Here is an 18,070-nt window from a genome sequence, read left to right on the forward strand (position 1 = left end):
AGTTGTTCTACTTGACTCCAAGTAAAAAAGGAGTATAATGTTGTAATAAATAAAGTTACAATAAAAAAGAACAAAGGAGAAATAGATGACCTACGCATACAATAGTAAGATTTATTTGGCAGAGGCTGTTTTAAATGTTAAGGACTTGGCAAGTCAGACTGCCTTCTATCATCAGATTCTAGGCTTGGAAATCCTTTCTCAGACAGAATCTGAAAGTATTTTAGGAGCTGGTGGAAAGGCTTTGGTTCATTTACTGAAAACAGACAGGCTAGAGGAGGGGCAAGATCACTATGATCTCTATCACCTAGCTATCCTTTTACCAAGTCGTGAGGATTTGGCAAATCTGTTTAAGCACATAGCAGAGCTGCAAATTCAGCTAGTCGGCGGGGCGGATCATGGCTACAGTGAAGCAATCTATCTGGAAGATTTAGAAGGGAATGGAATTGAAATTTATCGTGATAAGCCTGTAGAGGACTGGGATATTCGTGAGGATGGGCGCATTGTCGGAGTGACTGAAGCCCTATCTGCTCAAGAAATATATGAGATGGGACGTAAAGTAGAACCTTTTGAGATAGCCTCTACTACGCGCATGGGGCATATCCATCTTTCTGTCAGGGATAGTCAAGTAGCAAGCCAGTTTTATCAAAAGGTTTTAGGACTAGAGGATAAATTTAGTCTACTTAGTGCTAGTTGGATTGCGTCTGGGGATTATCATCATCATTTAGCGGTCAATGAGTGGGGAGGAAAAAGGCTAACCAGACGTGAACAAGGTTTACCCGGCTTGGCCTACTATGTCATTGAAGTCGCAAGCAAAAAAGAACTTCTAGCAATTGCGCACCGAGGACAAGAAGTTGAGGCGCCTATCAAGTGGCTGACATCAACTCAGTTAGAAGTGACCGACCCAGATGGAATTGTGACGCGTATCCGCTTAGCAAGCTAGACAGTATGTGATGGAAATTAGAGTATAAATTGTAGAAAGTGCTCCTTATCCTAGTCAGATATGTAGAAAATTTGATATGATAGTAGGAAATAAGGAGAAGAATACAATGACCAGTGAATACCAGAAAATGATAGCAGGAGAGGTTTACCGTCCATCGGATCCAGAACTGCGGGCCTTGGCTCAGGCTTCTCGCCAAAAACAGGCTGCCTTTAACCGAGAAGAAGATCCCTTAAAGGGAGCTGGAATCATTAAGGCTTGGTTTGGTTCGACTGGGCAAAATCTATATGTCAATCCACGTCTGGTGGTCGATTATGGAGTCAATATCCATCTAGGGGAAAATTTTTATTCTAACTGGAACTTGACCATGCTGGATGTTTGTCCGATTCGCATTGGAGACAATGCCATGATTGGTCCCAACTGTCAGTTCTTGACTCCACTTCATCCGCTGGATCCACATGAGCGAAATTCAGGTATTGAGTACGGTAAGCATATCACAATCGGAGACAATTTCTGGGCTGGTGGTGGCGTCATTGTACTGCCTGGAGTTACACTTGGGAATAATGTTGTCGCAGGAGCAGGGGCCGTGATTACCAGGTCCTTTGGAGATAATGTTGTGTTAGGTGGCAATCCTGCGCGCGTGATTAAGGAGATACCTGTGAAATAGAAGTAGAAAGGAACAGCGGGTGTTGTTTCTTTTCTGTCATTCCCTTGTTCTTCTATAATGGAGAAAAAGGGAGTGGAGATAAAAACTTCTTCTATATTTTTTACCCAACCCACATTTACTTACTCTATATCTTAGCAAGTCTGCTTCATTGATCAATTTTAAATCATCTTGTAACTGGGATGCTTTTTGATGCAAGAAGTACTAGTGTAGGAGAGAGTTTTTGTGGATGACTCGATGATGTCAATGATTTTTTCTATTTATTTTCAGTCAAAGATGATACAATAGTAAGGTCGCAAACACTAGACTGCGCAGGCAGGAGGTAATCTTATGTGCTTATTTCATCGAACTTGTCTTGCTACCTATTCTTGCTGGTACACTAGCGAATGTCTTATCGGAGTGGCTTATCCGATTTGTAGCAAGCAAATGCGACAAGAAAAAGAAATAGCCTGAGCGCCTTGAGCAAGCGCAAAAAAACACCACTGGCGGCAACCGGTGGTGTTTTCTTATGTGCTTATTTCATCGAACTTTTAAGCAAGTCCATTGTACCATTAAAAAGAGTCTCTGTCAAAAATATTGTTATTGTATTGTTTCTCTCCTCAGTTCATCAGCCCCTCCTTGACACTCCGTCAATTTTTGATACAATAGTACAAAATTAGAGGAGGTAGGTTATGATTCAGAAACACGCGATTCCCATTTTAGAGTTTGATGATAATCCTCAGGCGGTTATCATGCCCAATCACGAGGGGTTGGATTTACAGTTGCCAAAGAAGTGTGTCTATGCTTTTTTAGATGAGGAGATTGACCGCTATGCGAGGGAAGTAGGGGCCAACTGTGTCGGTGAATTTGTTTCTGCCACCAAGACCTATCTAGTCTATGTCATCAACTATGAGGGTGAGGAGGTCTGTCTGGCTCAGGCTCCTGTTGGTTCAGCTCCAGCAGCCCAGTTTATGGATTGGTTGATTGGCTATGGTGTGGAGCAGATTATTTCCACAGGTACCTGTGGTGTCTTAGCCGATATAGAGGAAAATGCCTTTCTAGTCCCTGTTCGCGCTCTGCGAGATGAAGGAGCCAGTTACCACTATGTGGCACCTTCTCGTTATATGGAAATGCAGCCAGAGGCTATTGCTGCTATTGAGCAAGTTTTGGAAGCCAGAGAGATTCCTTATGAAGAAGTCATGACCTGGACGACAGACGGTTTTTACCGAGAAACGGCTGAAAAGGTGGCTTATCGTAAGGAAGAAGGCTGTGCTGTTGTGGAGATGGAGTGTTCTGCGCTTGCGGCAGTAGCCCAACTGCGTGGCGCTCTCTGGGGAGAGTTGTTGTTCACAGCTGATTCCTTAGCTGACTTGGACCAGTACGATAGTCGTGACTGGGGTTCAGAAGCTTTTGATAAGGCCTTGGAACTCTGTCTTGAAATAGCCTTTCAGATATAGCCTTTCAGATATAGCCTTTCAGATATAGCTACTCTCCTACTTTTTATGGTACAATGGATGTATGTTATTCAAATTATCTAAGGAAAAAATAGAGCTAGGCTTATCTCGTTTATCGCCTGCCCGTCGTATTTTTTTGAGTTTCGCCTTGGTTATTTTACTAGGCTCTCTTCTTTTGAGCTTGCCTTTTGTCCAAGTTGAAAGCTCACGAGCGACTTATTTTGATCATCTCTTTACAACCGTATCCATGGTCTGTGTGACAGGTCTTTTTACCCAGCCTGTCGCTGCCACCTACAATATTTGGGGTCAGCTCATTTGTATGTTCTTGATTCAGATTGGTGGTCTGGGGCTCATGACCTTTATTGGGGTTTTCTATATCCAGAGCAAGCAAAAGCTTAGTCTTCGTAGCCGTGCAACTATTCAGGATAGTTTTAGTTATGGAGAGACTCGATCTTTGAGAAAGTTTGTCTATTCTATTTTTCTCACGACTTTTTTGGTTGAGGGTTTGGGAGCTCTATTCCTCAGTTTTCGTTTTGTTCCTCAACTTGGCTGGGGGCGCGGTCTCTTTAGTGCTATTTTTCTAGCTATATCCGCCTTCTGTAATGCCGGTTTTGATAATTTTGGAAGTACGAGCTTGATTGCTTTTCAGACTGATCCCTTGGTTAATCTGGTCATCGCAGGTTTGATTATCACAGGTGGTCTTGGATTTATGGTCTGGTTTGACCTTGCTACGCATATAGGGAAAAAGAAAAAAGGGCGCCTGCATTTTCACACCAAACTGGTTTTATTACTGACGGTGGGGCTCCTAGCTTTTGGGACGGTGAGCAGTCTCGTTCTTGAATGGAACAATGCAGGGACGATTGGTAATCTCCCTGTTGCAGATAAGGTCTTGGTCAGCTTTTTCCAAACTGTCAGCATGAGAACGGCTGGTTTTGGGACAATTGATTACAGCATGGCTCGTCCTGTTACCTTATTGATTTATATCTTGCAGATGTTTCTAGGTGGGGCTCCAGGAGGAACAGCTGGGGGGTTCAAGATTACCACATTTTTTGTCCTCTTGGTCTTTGCGCGGAGTGAGCTTTTGGGCTTGCCTCATGCCAATGTCGCTCGACGGACGATTGCGCCACGAACCGTTCAAAAATCCTTTAGTGTCTTTATTATCTTTTTGATGACATTCTTGCTGGGCTTGATTTTACTAGGGATGACAGCCAAGGGAAATCCTCCCTTTATCCACCTCATATTTGAAACCATTTCTGCTCTTGGGACAGTCGGAGTGACGGCGAATTTAACTCCAGATTTAGGGAAATTAGCTCTAAGTGTGATTATGGTTCTCATGTTTATCGGACGAATTGGTCCCTTGACCCTGCTGGTCAGTCTAGCAGATTACCATCCAGAAAAGAAAGATATGATTCACTATATGAAAGCAGATATTAGTATTGGTTAAGAAAGGAAAGAGCATGTCAGATCGTACGATTGGAATTTTAGGCTTGGGAATTTTTGGGAGCAGTGTCCTAGCTGCCCTAGCCAAGCAGGATATGAATATTATCGCCATTGATGACCACGCAGAGCGCATCAATCAGTTTGAGCCAGTTTTGGCGCGTGGAGTGATTGGTGACATCACAGATGAAGAATTATTGAGATCAGCAGGGATTGATACCTGCGATACCGTTGTAGTCGCGACAGGTGAAAATCTGGAGTCGAGTGTGCTTGCGGTTATGCACTGTAAGAGTTTGGGGGTACCGACTGTTATTGCCAAAGTCAAAAGTCATACTGCTAAGAAAGTGCTAGAAAAGATTGGAGCTGACTCGGTTATCTCGCCAGAGTATGAAATGGGGCAGTCTCTAGCACAGACCATTCTTTTCCATAATAGTGTTGATGTCTTTCAGTTGGATAAAAATGTCTCTATTGTGGAGATGAAAATTCCTCAGTCTTGGGCAGGTCAAAGTCTGAGTAAATTAGACCTCCGTGGCAAATACAATCTGAATATTTTGGGTTTCCGAGAGCAGGAAAATTCCCCATTGGATGTTGAATTTGGACCAGATGACCTCTTGAGGGCAGATACCTATATTTTGGCGGTCATCAACAACCAGTATTTGGATACCCTAGCAGCATTGAATTCGTAAAAGAGGGAGCTTCCCTCTTTTTTGATGCCCAAGATGGCAACGAGAGACAGAAGCCTTGTATTCTAGTAAAAGTTCTTCAAAGGCTGGACTTTATGGTAAAATAGAAAGAAGTGATAAGAGAGAGTAATACTCAATGAAAATCAAAGATCAAACTAGGAAACTAGCCGCAGGNNAGATAAGACTGACGAAGTTAGCTCAAAACACCGTTTTGAGGTTGCAGATAGAACTGACGAAGTCAGTCACATATATACGGCAAGGCGACGTTGACGCGGTTTGAAGAGATTTTCGAAGAGTATAAGAAAAAATCAGTCCCCTAAAGGAGCAGATTATGAAGTTATTGTCTATCGCCATTCCTAGCTATAATGCTGCAGCCTATCTTCATTACTGTGTGGAGTCGCTAGTGATTGGTGGTGAGCAAGTTGAGATTTTGATTATCAATGACGGGTCTCAGGACCAGACTCAGGAAATCGCTGAGCGTTTAGCCAGAAAGTATCCTAGCATCGTTAGAGCCATTTATCAGGAAAATAAAGGCCATGGCGGTGCGGTCAATCGTGGCTTGGCAGAGGCTTCTGGGCGTTATTTTAAAGTAGTTGACAGTGATGACTGGGTGGATCCTCGTGCTTACCTGAAAATTTTGGAAACCTTGCAGGAACTAGAGAGCGAGGGTCAAGAGGTAGATGCCTTTGTGACTAATTTTGTCTATGAAAAGGAAGGTCAGTCTCGTAAGAAGAGTATGAGTTATGAGTCAGTCTTGCCTGTTCGGCAGATTTTTGGCTGGGACCAGGTCGGAAATTTCTCCAAAGGCCAGTATATCATGATGCATTCGCTGATTTATCGGACAGATTTGTTGCGTGCTAGCCAGTTCCAACTGCCTGAACATACTTTTTATGTCGATAATCTCTTTGTCTTTACGCCCCTCCAGCAGGTCAAGACCATGTACTATCTGCCTGTCGATTTCTATCGTTATTTGATTGGGCGTGAGGACCAGTCTGTCAATGAGCAAGTGATGATTAAGCGCATTGACCAGCAACTCAAGGTCAATCGACTCTTGGTAGACCAGCTTGATTTATCCCAAGTGAGCCACCCCAAAATGCGAGAATATTTGCTGAATCATATTGAAATCACGACGGTGATTTCCAGTGCCTTGCTCAACCGAGCTGGAACAGCGGAACATCTGGCAAAAAAACGGGAGCTGTGGACCTATATTCAGCGGGAAAATCCAGAGGTCTTTCAGGCTATTCGCAAAACCATGTTGAGCCGTTTGACCAAACATTCTGTCTTGCCAGCTCGCAAACTGTCCAATGTTGTCTATCAAATCACCAAATCTGTTTATGGATTTAATTGATATAAGTATTTTATAAGAGGGATTTAAGAAAAATTTTAACTTTTTCTTAGTCCTTTTTAATTTTAGGAGATTATACTAGAGTCATCAAATAAAGAAAAACTCTAAGGAGAATCCTATGAAATTCAATCCAAATCAAAGATATACTCGTTGGTCTATTCGCCGTCTTAGTGTCGGTGTTGCCTCAGTTGTTGTGGCTAGTGGCTTCTTTGTCCTAGTTGGTCAGCCAAGTTCTGTACGTGCCGATGGGCTCAATCCAACCCCTGCTCAAGTCTTACCCGAAGGGGAATCGGTAACGAAAGAGGGTGACTTAGCAGAAACTCAGGGAGACACCGTTCTTGCTGAAGCGAAACCTGAGGTCGTTGCTGGAAATACGAATTCACTTCCGACACCTACAGAAGGAACTGAAGTGAGCGAGGAAACAAGCCCTTCTCGTCTGGATACACTTTTTGAAAAAGGTGAAGAAGAACAAGAAAATCCAGAGCTAACAGATGTCTTAAAAGAAGCTGTAGATACAGCTGATGTGGCAGGGACACAAGCAACTCCAGCAGATATTGAAAAAGCTGTCGATGAGGATGTTAAAGACAGTATCGATGTCCCAGCTGGCTACCTAGAACAAGCCAAAGTTCCCGGTCCTTTCTTGGCTGGTGTAAACAAACCACTTAAATATGAACTTTTCGCAGGCGATGGTATGTTGACTCGTCTCTTGCTCAAAGCATCTGACAAGGCTCCATGGTCAGATAACGGTGTCGCTCAAAACGAGAAAATTCCACCAGTGAAAAATTTACCTGATGACAAGTATTACTATCAAGTATCTTTGAATGGTAACACCACAGGTAAGCAGGGTCAGGATTTATTAGATACACTTCGTACTAATGGTACAAATACCTATGAAGCTACCCTGACTGTCTATGAAGCAGCCGGAGATAAACCTGATTTGACTAAGGTTGTCAAGACACGTAATGTCAATATTACCTTGAACGGTCTTGTAACAAGAAGCGATGTTAACTCTGCAGTTGAAAACAACGTTAAAGACAGTATCGATGTTCCAGCAGCTTATCTTGAAAAAGCTGAAGGAAAAGGTCCTTTCACTGCCGGTGTAAACCAAGTAATTCCTTATGAACTATTCGCAGGTGATGGTATGTTGACTCGTCTCTTGCTCAAAGCTTCTGATAAGGCTCCATGGTCAGATAATGGTACAGCTAAAAATCCTGCTTTATCTCCATTAGGAGAAAATGTGAAAACAAAAGGTCAATATTTCTATGAAGTAGACTTAAATGGCAATACTGTTGGTAAACAAGGTCAAGATTTAATTGATCAGCTTCGTGCTAATGGTACTCAAACTTATAAAGCTACTGTTAAAGTTTACGGAAATAAAGACGGTAAAGCTGACTTGACTAATCTAGTTGCTACTAAAAATGTAGACATCAACATCAATGGATTAGTTGCTAAAGAAACTGTCGAAAAAGCTGTTAAAGATAACGTTAAAGACAGTATCGATGTTCCAGCAGCCTACCTAGAAAAAGCCAAGGGCGAAGGTCCATTCACAGCAGGTGTTAACCATGTGATTCCATATGAACTCTTCGCAGGTGATGGCATGTTGACTCGTCTCTTGCTCAAAGCATCTGACAAGGCTCCATGGTCAGATAATGGCGACGCTAAAAATCCAGCCCTATCTCCACTAGGTGAAAATGTGAAGACCAAAGGTCAATACTTCTACCAAGTAGCCTTGGACGGAAACGTGGCTGGCAAAGAAAAACAAGAACTCATCGACCAGTTCCGAGCAAACGGTACTCAAACTTACAGCGCTACAGTCAATGTCTATGGCAACAAAGATGGTAAAGCAGATTTGACAAATATCGTAGCAACTAAAAAAGTTACTATTAAGATAAATGTTAAAGAAACATCAGACACAGCAAATGGTTCTTTCTCACCTTCTAACTCTGGTTCTGGCGTGACTCCGATGAATCACAGTCATGCTACAGGTGCGACTCATCAAACGGCTGCTGACCATAAGGACATGATGGCACCAGCCAAAGAGACTGATAAAGCAATGCCAGCAAATGACCAAATGGAAAAATCAGGTATGAAGACTGAGACTCCAGCTCCAGGTACTACAGATAGCATGCCTGCTGACACCATGACAAGCTCTACCAATACGATGGCAGGTGAAAACATGGCTGCTTCTGCTAACAAGATGGCTGATACGATGATGTCAGACAAGATGATGTCAGATGATAAAGCTATGCTACCAAATACTGGTGAAGCTCAAACATCAATGGCAAGTATTGGTTTCCTTGGGCTTGCGCTTGCAGGTTTACTCGGTGGTCTAGGTTTGAAAAACAAAAAAGAAGAAAACTAATCAGCTAAGGAAATAAATGAGGGATAGTAGGCTGACTAAGGCTAGTTTACCAACTCAATCAGCAATCAGGACTTTCTTTCAATAGCAGATTAAAATCATCGTAAAACAATAAAAATAGTGTTATACTTAAAGCAGTATAGCACTGTTTTTATCAAAGGAGAGACAGATGGGAAAGACAATTTTACTCGTTGACGACGAGGTAGAAATCACCGATATTCATCAGAGATACTTAATTCAGGCAGGTTATCAGGTCTTGGTAGCCCATGATGGACTGGAAGCGCTAGAGCTGTTCAAGAAAAAACCGATTGATTTGATTATCACAGATGTCATGATGCCTCGGATGGATGGTTATGATTTAATCAGTGAGGTTCAATACTTATCACCAGAGCAGCCTTTCCTATTTATTACTGCTAAGACCAGTGAACAGGACAAGATTTACGGCCTGAGCTTGGGAGCAGATGATTTTATTGCTAAGCCCTTTAGCCCTCGTGAGCTGGTTTTGCGTGTCCATAATATTTTGCGCCGCCTTCATCGTGGGGGCGAAACAGAGCTGATTTCCCTTGGTAATCTGAAAATGAATCATAGTAGTCATGAAGTTCAAATAGGAGAAGAAATGCTGGATTTGACTGTTAAATCATTTGAATTGCTGTGGATTTTAGCTAGCAATCCAGAGCGAGTTTTCTCCAAGACAGACCTCTATGAAAAGGTTTGGCAAGAAGACTATGTGGATGATACCAATACCTTGAATGTGCATATCCATGCTCTTCGACAGGAGTTGGCAAAATATAGTAGTGACCAAACGCCCACTATTAAGACAGTTTGGGGGTTGGGATATAAGATAGAGAAACCGAGAGGACAAACATGAAACTAAAAAGTTATATTTTGGTTGGATATATTATTTCAACCCTCTTAACCATTTTGGTTGTTTTTTGGGCTGTTCAAAAAATGCTGATTGAGAAAAGCGAGATTTACTTTTTGCTTGGGATGACCATCGTTGCCAGCCTTGTCGGTGCTGGGATTAGTCTCTTTCTCCTATCACCGGTCTTTACGTCGTTGGGCAAACTCAAGGAACATGCCAAGCGGGTAGCGGACAAGGATTTTCCTTCAAATTTGGAGGTTCAAGGCCCTTTAGAATTTCAACAATTAGGGCAAGCTTTTAATGAAATGTCCCATGATTTGCAGGCAAGCTTTGATTCCTTGGAAGAAAGCGAACGAGAAAAGGGCTTGATGATTGCTCAACTTTCGCATGATATTAAGACTCCTATCACTTCAATCCAAGCGACGGTAGAAGGGATTTTAGATGGGGTTATCAAGGAGTCGGAGCAAGCTCATTATCTAGCAACCATTGGGCGTCAGACGGAAAGGCTCAATAAATTGGTTGAAGAGTTGAATTTTTTGACCCTAAACACAGCTAGAAATCAGGCGGATATGACTAGTAAAGACAGTATTTTTCTGGATCAGCTCTTGATTGAGTGCATGAGTGAATTTCAGTTCTTGATTGAGCAGGAGAGAAGAGATGTCCACTTACAGGTAATCCCAGAGTCTGCCCGAATTGAGGGGGATTATGCCAAGCTTTCTCGTATCTTGGTGAATCTGGTTAATAATGCTTTTAAATACTCTGCTCCAGGAACCAAGCTGGAAGTGGTGGCTAAGCTGGAGAAGCACCAGCTTTCAATCAGTGTGACCGATGAAGGACAGGGGATTGCCCCAGAGGACTTGGAGAATATTTTCAAACGCCTTTATCGTGTAGAAACTTCGCGTAATATGAAGACAGGTGGTCATGGCTTGGGTCTTGCGATTGCGCGTGAATTGGCCCATCAATTGGGTGGAGAAATCACAGTTACTAGCCAGTACGGCCTCGGAAGCACCTTTACCCTCCTTCTTAACCTCTCTGGGGTAAATTCCCAAACTAAGTTCCACCGCTAATCCAAGTGGAAGTTAGTCTGATAAAAATTGTAAAAACCAGTGGAAATCCATGTCAGGGTAAGTTCCACTGGTTTTACTAATGCTTGATTTTATTGCTTTTGTAGCCAAAATGAATCGAAAAAAAGAGCGCACAAAATCCTCTTATCTGAAAGCGTTTCAGATTAAGTTCCGCTATGGTGGAAGTTAGTGTGAGACGTTTGAATAGGGTTTTAGGTTAGTTTTTAGAACTTATGTTGGAGTAATTTAGAAGACTGACAGACGTCTTCTGCAGGTATTTTAGAAATGCCGAGAAGCTTAGGAATTTCTTCTCCATAAGTAAAGGCAAAGAGTTCATAAGCTGACTTTCCATTTAAAGCAGCACGTTTGACGCTGTTGACATGCGAACAGACGAGATTGATGTCCTCTTGAGTTAAGTTGTCAAAAGAAGTTCCTTTGGGTAGAATGTCGCGAATCAGCGTGTGATTTTTCTCAATTCTCCCTTTCTGGTCAGAGCGATTAGGGTCACAAAAGAATAGCTTACTCTCTCCTCGCACATCCATTTCGATATCATCAACCCTGGCAAACTCTCCACCATTATCTGTCAGGATGACAGGAAAGAGTTGGAAGAAATCTTTGGCAGCTTGGTGAAGAGTGTTCTTGATGTCATAGAGGTGTTTGGTAACCTCAAGGGCAGTTTTATTATCCAGAAGCCTAGCGAAGATAAAGTTACAGAAAGATAGATTGAAGGTGAGTAGGACTTTACCTCCCATCCTCCCCAGAACTGTATCCATTTCCAGCCAAGAGTCTAGTTGATTCAGTGCTAAATAGTTTTGGAAATCCTCATAGGAGCGGCCTTTTTTAGCTTCTTTAGGGATGGAAGGTAGCTTACTTTTTCGTCTTTCTTTGAATTTAACGGCTCTGACTAGATCAATAGGAGCGATAGATAGGTATCCTTTTCGGATATGTCGATAGACAGTTGAGGAGCTGACATCAAGGTTATGAGTTTTCAGAATATGATAGATGTGTTGTCCTTTTTTAACACCATCAGAAATGACTTTGTCCATGTCCCAGAAGGTCTTAGAATTGAGGGGAGTTCCTTCACGAGCTTCAACAAGAGTTTGTTCGTATTGTTTTTGAGCTTGTTTAGCGAGGTAGAAGATTTTTTTAAATCCACAATTTTGTCTTCTTTTAGGGCATCCATTACAGACAAAGGGAGCTTTGTCGAGCAGAGGGCAAGGGAGGTTATCACAAGTAGACTCTCGGACTTGTCTGTTTCGTTTTACCTCTTTGGAGACAGTAGTTGGGTCTTTTAGAATGGATTGTCCGATAGTTTTGAAGGTTTCACCGCGCTCTAAGCCTAGTTGGGTATCATTACGGTCTGAAAGGGTAAGGTGTTTATGTTTTGTCATAGTGAGCCTCATTTCTAACTCTAACGTCTCACACTTAATTCCACCATAAAAATCCGTTTTAGACTAATTTCCACTTTGGTCAGGCAAGTGGAAGTTACTTTGAGAAGTTACAAACCTCTCTGGCAGTGAAAATAAAGCTTAAGACCCCTTTACAAATCTAGCCATTCATGGTAAAATGGATTTTGTGTGAAATATCAGCAGGAAAGCATGAAGCTCGTCAACAGGTGTCTTATGATAAGTAACCTTGGCTGTTTAGGCGAAGGGCATCTGCACGAATCAGGGCTTTCTAAGTGACTATTTCCACCGAAATATTATTTATATCAGGAGGACATTCACATGTCACGTTATACAGGACCATCTTGGAAACAAGCTCGTCGCCTTGGCCTTTCACTTACAGGTACAGGTAAAGAATTGGCACGTCGTAACTACGTACCAGGACAACACGGACCAAACAACCGTTCTAAATTATCAGAATACGGTTTGCAATTGGCTGAAAAACAAAAACTTCGTTTCACTTACGGTGTAGGTGAAAAACAATTCCGTAACTTGTTCGTACAAGCTACAAAAATCAAAGGCGGCATCCTAGGTTTCAACTTCATGCTTCTTTTGGAACGTCGTTTGGATAACGTTGTTTACCGTCTTGGTCTTGCGACTACTCGTCGTCAAGCTCGTCAATTCGTAAACCACGGTCACATCCTTGTTGACGGAAAACGCGTTGATATCCCATCATACCGCGTAACTCCAGGTCAAGTGATCTCAGTTCGTGAAAAATCATTGAAAGTTCCAGCAATCCTTGAAGCAGTAGAAGCTACTCTTGGACGCCCAGCATTCGTATCATTCGACGCTGAAAAATTGGAAGGTTCATTGACTCGTTTGCCAGAACGCGACGAAATCAACCCAGAAATCAACGAAGCACTTGTCGTTGAATTCTACAACAAAATGCTTTAAGATAAGACTTTATATTGTAAGAAGCCTACAACAGTGGGCTTTTTGCTTTGTCTTAAAATGTTGATTTCTGGGTTTGTCATCATTTTTGTCATCACTTATAACGAACTCACAGCTTTCTCATAAAATGAGACGGCTGTTTTTGCTTTTTCTTTGGAGAGATGACTGTAAGTGTCCATAGTCATAGCTAGTGTAGAATGACCTAGACGGTGTTGTAATTCTTTATATGGTATACCAGAGTTTAGCAAGAGACTAGCGTGTGTGTGTCTAAAACCATGGAATCCAATATTAGGTACACCAGCATGTTTGAAACGTGTGTTTAAACGAGTTGCTAGTGTTTTATTGTTTGGGTATTGAGAAAGAAAAATACTAAAATGTTTTGTAGTCCTTAAACTACGTGATATAATAAGAGTAAAAGGAGATTCAGTAATGCAACCACCATTATTTATTGCGAACTATATAATTGAATATTCTAACGATAAGAGCTATTCAATTAACAACCTCATATTACAAAAAATATTATATTTTGCCAATGTAATTAAAATTGTTGACACTAAAAATCCTCTTTTTGAGGAACAAATGGAGAAATGGAAATATGGTCCCGTTGTACCAAGTGTATATCATGAATATAAAAGATTTGGAGCTTTTCAAATAACAAAACAGGATATTGTTAAAGAATATTTTCATTTTGAGAATATAGAAAATAATTCATTAGGAAACATAAAAATATTTAAGTATCAACCACAAGATATTCCAGAACTTGATGCTAATTTGTTAAAGAAAGTTATTGATAGATTTTCTGATGTAGATATTTTTGATATAGTGGAGAAAACTCATAAACAGGAACCATGGAAAAAGTACGAAAAGTTAATTAGTGATGGTGTTCAAGGGATAAAATACACAAATGAAGAGATATTGAATTATTTTAACAACCATCCAGAGGAGTTAGAATGGCTCAGATAAGTACAAGTTTTATCCAACTTCTTTTAGTTGGTGATATCTCTAATCATGATGATGGTATTGTAAAATCGCTTCAAGATAATTTAACTGAGGAAAATTTAGTAATTCCATACGATTATATTGCTGAATTTGTATACCAGAATGAAAATAGCAATGAGCTCAATGAAACGTTAAATAGGAACATCGATTATTTATCTTCAACTATAGAAGCAGATGATAACGCTAAGAAATTAATACTAGATAAGAACCTTAAGAAAATAAGTTCTAATTATAGCTTATCTCAAATTCAGAAATCTTATATATCAAGGGTTGCTAAGGAAGTGGAGCAGGGGTTAAAAGATGTCAATAGCCAACTAAACCAAGCTAGATTAATTCTTCAAGATGTAAAGAAAAAATCAGACGCCTCTAATAATACTCTTACAGAAGCTAAAAGCCAACTAAGTCAAGCTAAATATTTTATTAAATATATACAGGGGCAATCAGCCAACTCTAATAAACTTCTTAAAACTGTACAGGAACAATCTGACGATATTGAACAAACAAAATCATCTATCTACACGGATTTCATAGCAATTTTAGGGATTTTTTCAGCATTTGTTTTTGTAATGTTTGGAGGCATTGAAGTAGCAAGAGCTGTTTTTGATATCGGAGATGATTTATTAAATATGAATCTTTCTAAGATGATAATAATTTCATGTCTGATGTTAATTGGTGTAATAACATTGATGTATTCATTGTTATTATGGATTGCTAGAATCACCAATAAGGAAATTGGAAACTGCATGAGCAGTAAATGCAAAGAGGGTTGTTCGCACAAGTGGAAGCATTTTTATTTACGTCATTCATTTTATTTTTCATTGATTATTTTATTAGTGATAATTACTTACATTTCATTTAAATATTCCTAGATTGGCTCCTGAAAACTATAATTGTAATAGAAAAAGCACCGCTTGGCTGTGCTAGTTTTTTGCCTGCTGAACTCATCATTTTTAAGTTCCTGATATTAAGCACTTTTGGGCGCTTCCCTTTAGTGCTTTTTTTGTTTTTAAAATAGCTTTTTAATATACAGTTATAGGTAGCTATACGTAACTAGACCTGCATAGTTTAAAGTGATATAATGGTCTAAAAGGAGGTACTACTATGGATGTTTTAGAAAAAAACACACAGGTAAACTTTAAAACTAACAGAGACTTGTTAGAGAAGGCTAAAGCTATTATCACAGCGCAAAATCTTGATATGACAGTCAGTTTTAACTTGTTTTTAGAGCATATTGTAGAAAATAAAGCCTTGCCATTTGAAATCCAAGTAGACAAAGAAAGAGAAGAACTTCTATCAAAGTTGCGTGCTGAAATTGGCCGTAGCTTTGAAGATTTAGAACATGGAAGAACTTGCAGCCTTGATGAAGTGAGGGCTAATCTTGGAATTTAACGAGAACGCATATGGCCTTATTATCTCCGAAACGGTACAAGAACAGCTAAGAGGTATTAAAGATTATATCTCAGCTAACTACTTTTCAGAACAGGCAGGAGCAAACACAGTTAAGAATATTCGGAGCGTCTTGAAGTCTTCCCAGAAGCAGGATTCGATGCTGATGAAAGAGTAGGAGGTATTATATACCCACCCCACAAAACCAGATGCATCATTTTAGGCGATTACCTAGCCTTCTATCATATTTTAGAGGATAAAAAAGCTGTCTTTATATCAGATATTATTCATAGTAAACAGGACTACATCCGCTTGTTCAAGAAAAAATAGCTCCTACATATTAGTAGTGAGCGTTTAAATTATAAGTCATTGACTAATAACAGGGATAGAATAAACACAATTTGGAAATTATCGGAAGCAATTCGTATGAACAATTGCTCGACATAAAATATAAATCTCCGTTAAAAGATGCCAAAAGTAATATTATTTTTCCAGTTTACCTCTCTTCAATCAGAATCAAAAACATTAGTCGATGATGAACGATATCGGATTATTGGATTGCCGTTTTATAACTATGAAATAACTAAAGATGAGGGGGCAGACAGATTAAGGAATTTATAGTTTAACAAAATCTTAAAATATTTAGTTTTATAGATCTTAGTAGAGAATGAATTATGGAATTTGATATAAATAAAGGAAATTTTAAATATGATAAATAGTTTTTTTTATACGAAAACCAATGAAGTATAATTACGTAATCTCAACGATTTTAGATATAGTAAATTTATTTTTTCTAATCTACTTCATATTTTCAGATATGGAAAAGAAAATATATTTTATTATTGCGCTTATTTGCTATCTAAGTTTAATGGTATGTGTTTGGTTCCTAGAGAAAGAAAATGTAAATACGGACCTAGGAGACTTAAACAGTCAAATAACTAAAATATCAAATACTATCTCACTTAGAGGTATATTTAAAATTATTTTCTGTATAATTAGATACTTTTTTTGTTTTTTATATTACGAACATCTATTCTAATAATGATGGGTGAAGAGTGGCTATATAATACTCCCTACGGTATTTTTATTGAAAATTTCATTTTCATAGTGATAACAATATTACTATTTACTAGAATTTTTAGTTATTTATCAAACATTTCCCCTTACTTATTGCTTTTAGTGATTGCTATACCCATATTTTTATTTTCAATAGTAGGAATTGAATCTTCATTCTTCAATTGGACTTTTATATCTCTTATACTGGTCTCTGTTCTTCTTCAAATTTTGAATGAAGATATTCAATACTTACTTCCTAAAAAAATACGTCCTCAAATGGGAGAGTCTGATACTGAACTAAAGGAGAGCTTCTTCAAAATGAAGTTCAATGTGTTATTGTTCGTTCCTCTATTATATTTTTCTTTGTTGTTATCGGAAAAAATTACAAACAGTAATGTATTTTTATATTTTGTTAATATTTCAACTTCAAGTAATATTGAAGTAGGAAACACAACTTACCTTTCTTATTTTACGGTTTACAGTGCATTAGTAAAACTATTAATTGTTTTCTTTTCCTTTATTATTCTTTTTGAATATAAAGAAAGTTTAATTAATATGATTTGCAGATTTTTATTACCTGTGATTAATGAAGATGGATTCTTAAATCGAGATGGAAAATATTTTAAAATTAGAAATAAAAAGAAGTTCAGTGTTGATAAAGAAATATACTATTATAGATACAAAAATACGTTTATAAAAAACATGCCCACAAAAACAGAGTATTATAGATTGTCTGATAATGTATTAATGGATAAATCAGGCCATACTCAAAATTTTAAAATTATCTCCAATCATATTTTAAAAATCGATAAAGACTACTTTATTTTAGACCATTCAAGTACATTAAATGATTTTTATATTATGAGGAAAAATGAACGCCTGAGGAAATTGAAGAGGCCTGATCATAATGTTTGGTTGGTATTTCTAGCATTGCTAATAGTTACACTATTTTTTAATAGTATTTTAAATTCTAAAATGGAAACTCATGGGAGAGGAGAATATAAAATCATAAAAAACAAAAAAGAGTTATCAAGCAACGATGAAAATGAAATAATTTATTTAGAAAAGAATCAGTTAAGAATTGGAAATAATAAATATAGTTATGATGCAATCAGCATGACAATAAGAGATAATTCGAATACAAAAGTAGGAGAACTTAAGGATAAATTATTGACGATTGAAATTGATGATAGAAAACAAGAATATCGCTTTGATGATTCTAAAAATGCTGGAAGTTAGTATCTAGCTTGAAAAAATATATTTGTTACTTACTTATTTATTTTTTAAGTAAATATAGAAAGTGACAAAAACTTTATGAGCACTCATAGAACAATAATAAGGTAGTTCTTAAAACTAAAATATGTTAATTAGCATTTCGTAAAAATTTACGGAATGCTTTTTTGTTATGTGACTTTCAGTCCGTCTCGCTCCGTTAGGTGCGAGACAAAAAAACCACCCGCTATGCGGGTGCGCGTCGAAGGTTATACCCCAAAAACTCCGAACGCGATA

15 protein-coding genes and 2 pseudogenes are annotated in these 18,070 nt (G+C 38.9%); 15 read left to right on the forward strand and 2 right to left on the reverse strand.

Translation table 11 applies throughout. From position 1 onward, the window contains the following. The first annotated feature begins 85 nt into the window (after positions 1 to 85). The 9 genes from HT711_RS01135 (at position 86) to HT711_RS01180 (ending at position 10,787) form a co-directional block, all read left to right on the forward strand. Entirely contained in the window at positions 86 to 940 is an 855-nt protein-coding gene (locus HT711_RS01135; protein WP_173249694.1) for a VOC family protein, read from the forward strand. 106 nt (positions 941 to 1,046) lie between these two features. Next, entirely contained in the window at positions 1,047 to 1,604 is a 558-nt protein-coding gene (locus tag HT711_RS01140) for a sugar O-acetyltransferase (RefSeq protein ID WP_173249695.1), read from the forward strand. A 668-nt stretch (positions 1,605 to 2,272) separates the two neighbouring features. Then, positions 2,273 to 3,037 (forward strand): nucleoside phosphorylase, encoded by a 765-nt coding sequence (locus HT711_RS01150; protein WP_173234201.1) that lies wholly within the window; start codon positions 2,273 to 2,275, stop codon positions 3,035 to 3,037. Positions 3,038 to 3,098: 61 nt separating this feature from the next. Then, positions 3,099 to 4,478: a potassium transporter TrkG gene (locus tag HT711_RS01155; protein ID WP_173234203.1), complete on the forward strand. Its 1,380-nt coding sequence runs from the start codon at positions 3,099 to 3,101 to the stop codon at positions 4,476 to 4,478. Positions 4,479 to 4,491: 13 nt separating this feature from the next. Beyond that, entirely contained in the window at positions 4,492 to 5,157 is a 666-nt protein-coding gene (locus tag HT711_RS01160; protein ID WP_173234205.1) for a TrkA family potassium uptake protein, read from the forward strand. Positions 5,158 to 5,485: 328 nt separating this feature from the next. Beyond that, the gene (locus HT711_RS01165; protein WP_173234207.1) at positions 5,486 to 6,502 is read left to right on the forward strand and encodes a glycosyltransferase family 2 protein; all 1,017 of its coding nucleotides are present in this window, start codon (positions 5,486 to 5,488) and stop codon (positions 6,500 to 6,502) included. Positions 6,503 to 6,617: 115 nt separating this feature from the next. Then, the gene (locus HT711_RS01170) at positions 6,618 to 8,861 is read left to right on the forward strand and encodes a PavB family fibronectin-binding SSURE repeat adhesin (RefSeq protein WP_173234209.1); all 2,244 of its coding nucleotides are present in this window, start codon (positions 6,618 to 6,620) and stop codon (positions 8,859 to 8,861) included. A 166-nt stretch (positions 8,862 to 9,027) separates the two neighbouring features. After that, entirely contained in the window at positions 9,028 to 9,726 is a 699-nt protein-coding gene (locus HT711_RS01175; protein WP_000520643.1) for a response regulator transcription factor, read from the forward strand. Next, complete coding sequence (locus HT711_RS01180) at positions 9,723 to 10,787, forward strand: HAMP domain-containing sensor histidine kinase (protein ID WP_173234211.1); 1,065 nt, start codon at positions 9,723 to 9,725, stop codon at positions 10,785 to 10,787. The genes HT711_RS01175 and HT711_RS01180 overlap by 4 nt, the downstream gene beginning before the upstream one ends. A 221-nt stretch (positions 10,788 to 11,008) precedes the next feature. On the opposite strand, the gene HT711_RS01185 is transcribed toward HT711_RS01180, so the two are convergent. Further along, positions 11,009 to 12,175, reverse strand: a complete 1,167-nt coding sequence (locus HT711_RS01185; RefSeq protein ID WP_173249696.1) for an IS30 family transposase — start codon at positions 12,173 to 12,175, stop codon at positions 11,009 to 11,011. 336 nt (positions 12,176 to 12,511) lie between these two features. Here HT711_RS01185 and rpsD point away from each other — a divergent pair, with 336 nt between their 5' ends. Continuing rightward, positions 12,512 to 13,123, forward strand: coding sequence for a 30S ribosomal protein S4 (rpsD, locus tag HT711_RS01190; protein WP_000092756.1), 612 nt, complete (start codon positions 12,512 to 12,514; stop codon positions 13,121 to 13,123). A 95-nt stretch (positions 13,124 to 13,218) separates the two neighbouring features. Here the strand turns inward: rpsD and HT711_RS01195 are convergent. After that, positions 13,219 to 13,509, reverse strand: a pseudogene (locus tag HT711_RS01195) (tyrosine-type recombinase/integrase); the annotation flags it as partial. Between the two features lie 40 nt (positions 13,510 to 13,549). Here HT711_RS01195 and HT711_RS01200 point away from each other — a divergent pair. From HT711_RS01200 to HT711_RS01220, 5 genes and pseudogenes are all read left to right on the forward strand, one after another. After that, entirely contained in the window at positions 13,550 to 14,083 is a 534-nt protein-coding gene (locus HT711_RS01200; RefSeq protein ID WP_173214599.1) for a type II toxin-antitoxin system antitoxin SocA domain-containing protein, read from the forward strand. After that, positions 14,071 to 14,988, forward strand: coding sequence for a hypothetical protein (locus tag HT711_RS01205; RefSeq protein ID WP_173214597.1), 918 nt, complete (start codon positions 14,071 to 14,073; stop codon positions 14,986 to 14,988). The genes HT711_RS01200 and HT711_RS01205 overlap by 13 nt, the downstream gene beginning before the upstream one ends. Positions 14,989 to 15,220: 232 nt before the next feature. Next, positions 15,221 to 15,508, forward strand: a complete 288-nt coding sequence (locus tag HT711_RS01210) for a type II toxin-antitoxin system RelB/DinJ family antitoxin (RefSeq protein WP_173214595.1) — start codon at positions 15,221 to 15,223, stop codon at positions 15,506 to 15,508. Beyond that, positions 15,498 to 15,835 (forward strand): annotated as a pseudogene (locus tag HT711_RS01215) (type II toxin-antitoxin system RelE/ParE family toxin). Before HT711_RS01210 ends, HT711_RS01215 begins: the two are co-directional and overlap by 11 nt. A 711-nt stretch (positions 15,836 to 16,546) precedes the next feature. After that, on the forward strand, positions 16,547 to 17,800 hold the full coding sequence (locus tag HT711_RS01220) for a hypothetical protein (protein ID WP_173214592.1): 1,254 nt from the start codon (positions 16,547 to 16,549) through the stop codon (positions 17,798 to 17,800). Positions 17,801 to 18,070 lie beyond the last annotated feature (270 nt).

Origin of the sequence: Streptococcus sp. 1032 (genome assembly GCF_013277015.1) — a bacterium.
In the GTDB taxonomy this organism is placed as follows: Bacteria; Bacillota; Bacilli; order Lactobacillales; family Streptococcaceae; genus Streptococcus.

Bases quoted from the DNA above. Each gene is read 5' to 3' on its own strand.
- HT711_RS01135 (WP_173249694.1), top strand. From the start codon at position 86: ATGACCTACGCATACAATAGTAAGATTTATTTGGCAGAGGCTGTTTTA.
- HT711_RS01140 (WP_173249695.1), top strand. From the start codon at position 1,047: ATGACCAGTGAATACCAGAAAATGATAGCAGGAGAGGTTTACCGTCCA.
- HT711_RS01150 (WP_173234201.1), top strand. From the start codon at position 2,273: ATGATTCAGAAACACGCGATTCCCATTTTAGAGTTTGATGATAATCCT.
- HT711_RS01155 (WP_173234203.1), top strand. From the start codon at position 3,099: ATGTTATTCAAATTATCTAAGGAAAAAATAGAGCTAGGCTTATCTCGT.
- HT711_RS01160 (WP_173234205.1), top strand. From the start codon at position 4,492: ATGTCAGATCGTACGATTGGAATTTTAGGCTTGGGAATTTTTGGGAGC.
- HT711_RS01165 (WP_173234207.1), top strand. From the start codon at position 5,486: ATGAAGTTATTGTCTATCGCCATTCCTAGCTATAATGCTGCAGCCTAT.
- HT711_RS01170 (WP_173234209.1), top strand. From the start codon at position 6,618: ATGAAATTCAATCCAAATCAAAGATATACTCGTTGGTCTATTCGCCGT.
- HT711_RS01175 (WP_000520643.1), top strand. From the start codon at position 9,028: ATGGGAAAGACAATTTTACTCGTTGACGACGAGGTAGAAATCACCGAT.
- HT711_RS01180 (WP_173234211.1), top strand. From the start codon at position 9,723: ATGAAACTAAAAAGTTATATTTTGGTTGGATATATTATTTCAACCCTC.
- HT711_RS01185 (WP_173249696.1), bottom strand. From the start codon at position 12,175: ATGACAAAACATAAACACCTTACCCTTTCAGACCGTAATGATACCCAA.
- rpsD (WP_000092756.1), top strand. From the start codon at position 12,512: ATGTCACGTTATACAGGACCATCTTGGAAACAAGCTCGTCGCCTTGGC.
- HT711_RS01200 (WP_173214599.1), top strand. From the start codon at position 13,550: ATGCAACCACCATTATTTATTGCGAACTATATAATTGAATATTCTAAC.
- HT711_RS01205 (WP_173214597.1), top strand. From the start codon at position 14,071: ATGGCTCAGATAAGTACAAGTTTTATCCAACTTCTTTTAGTTGGTGAT.
- HT711_RS01210 (WP_173214595.1), top strand. From the start codon at position 15,221: ATGGATGTTTTAGAAAAAAACACACAGGTAAACTTTAAAACTAACAGA.
- HT711_RS01220 (WP_173214592.1), top strand. From the start codon at position 16,547: ATGATGGGTGAAGAGTGGCTATATAATACTCCCTACGGTATTTTTATT.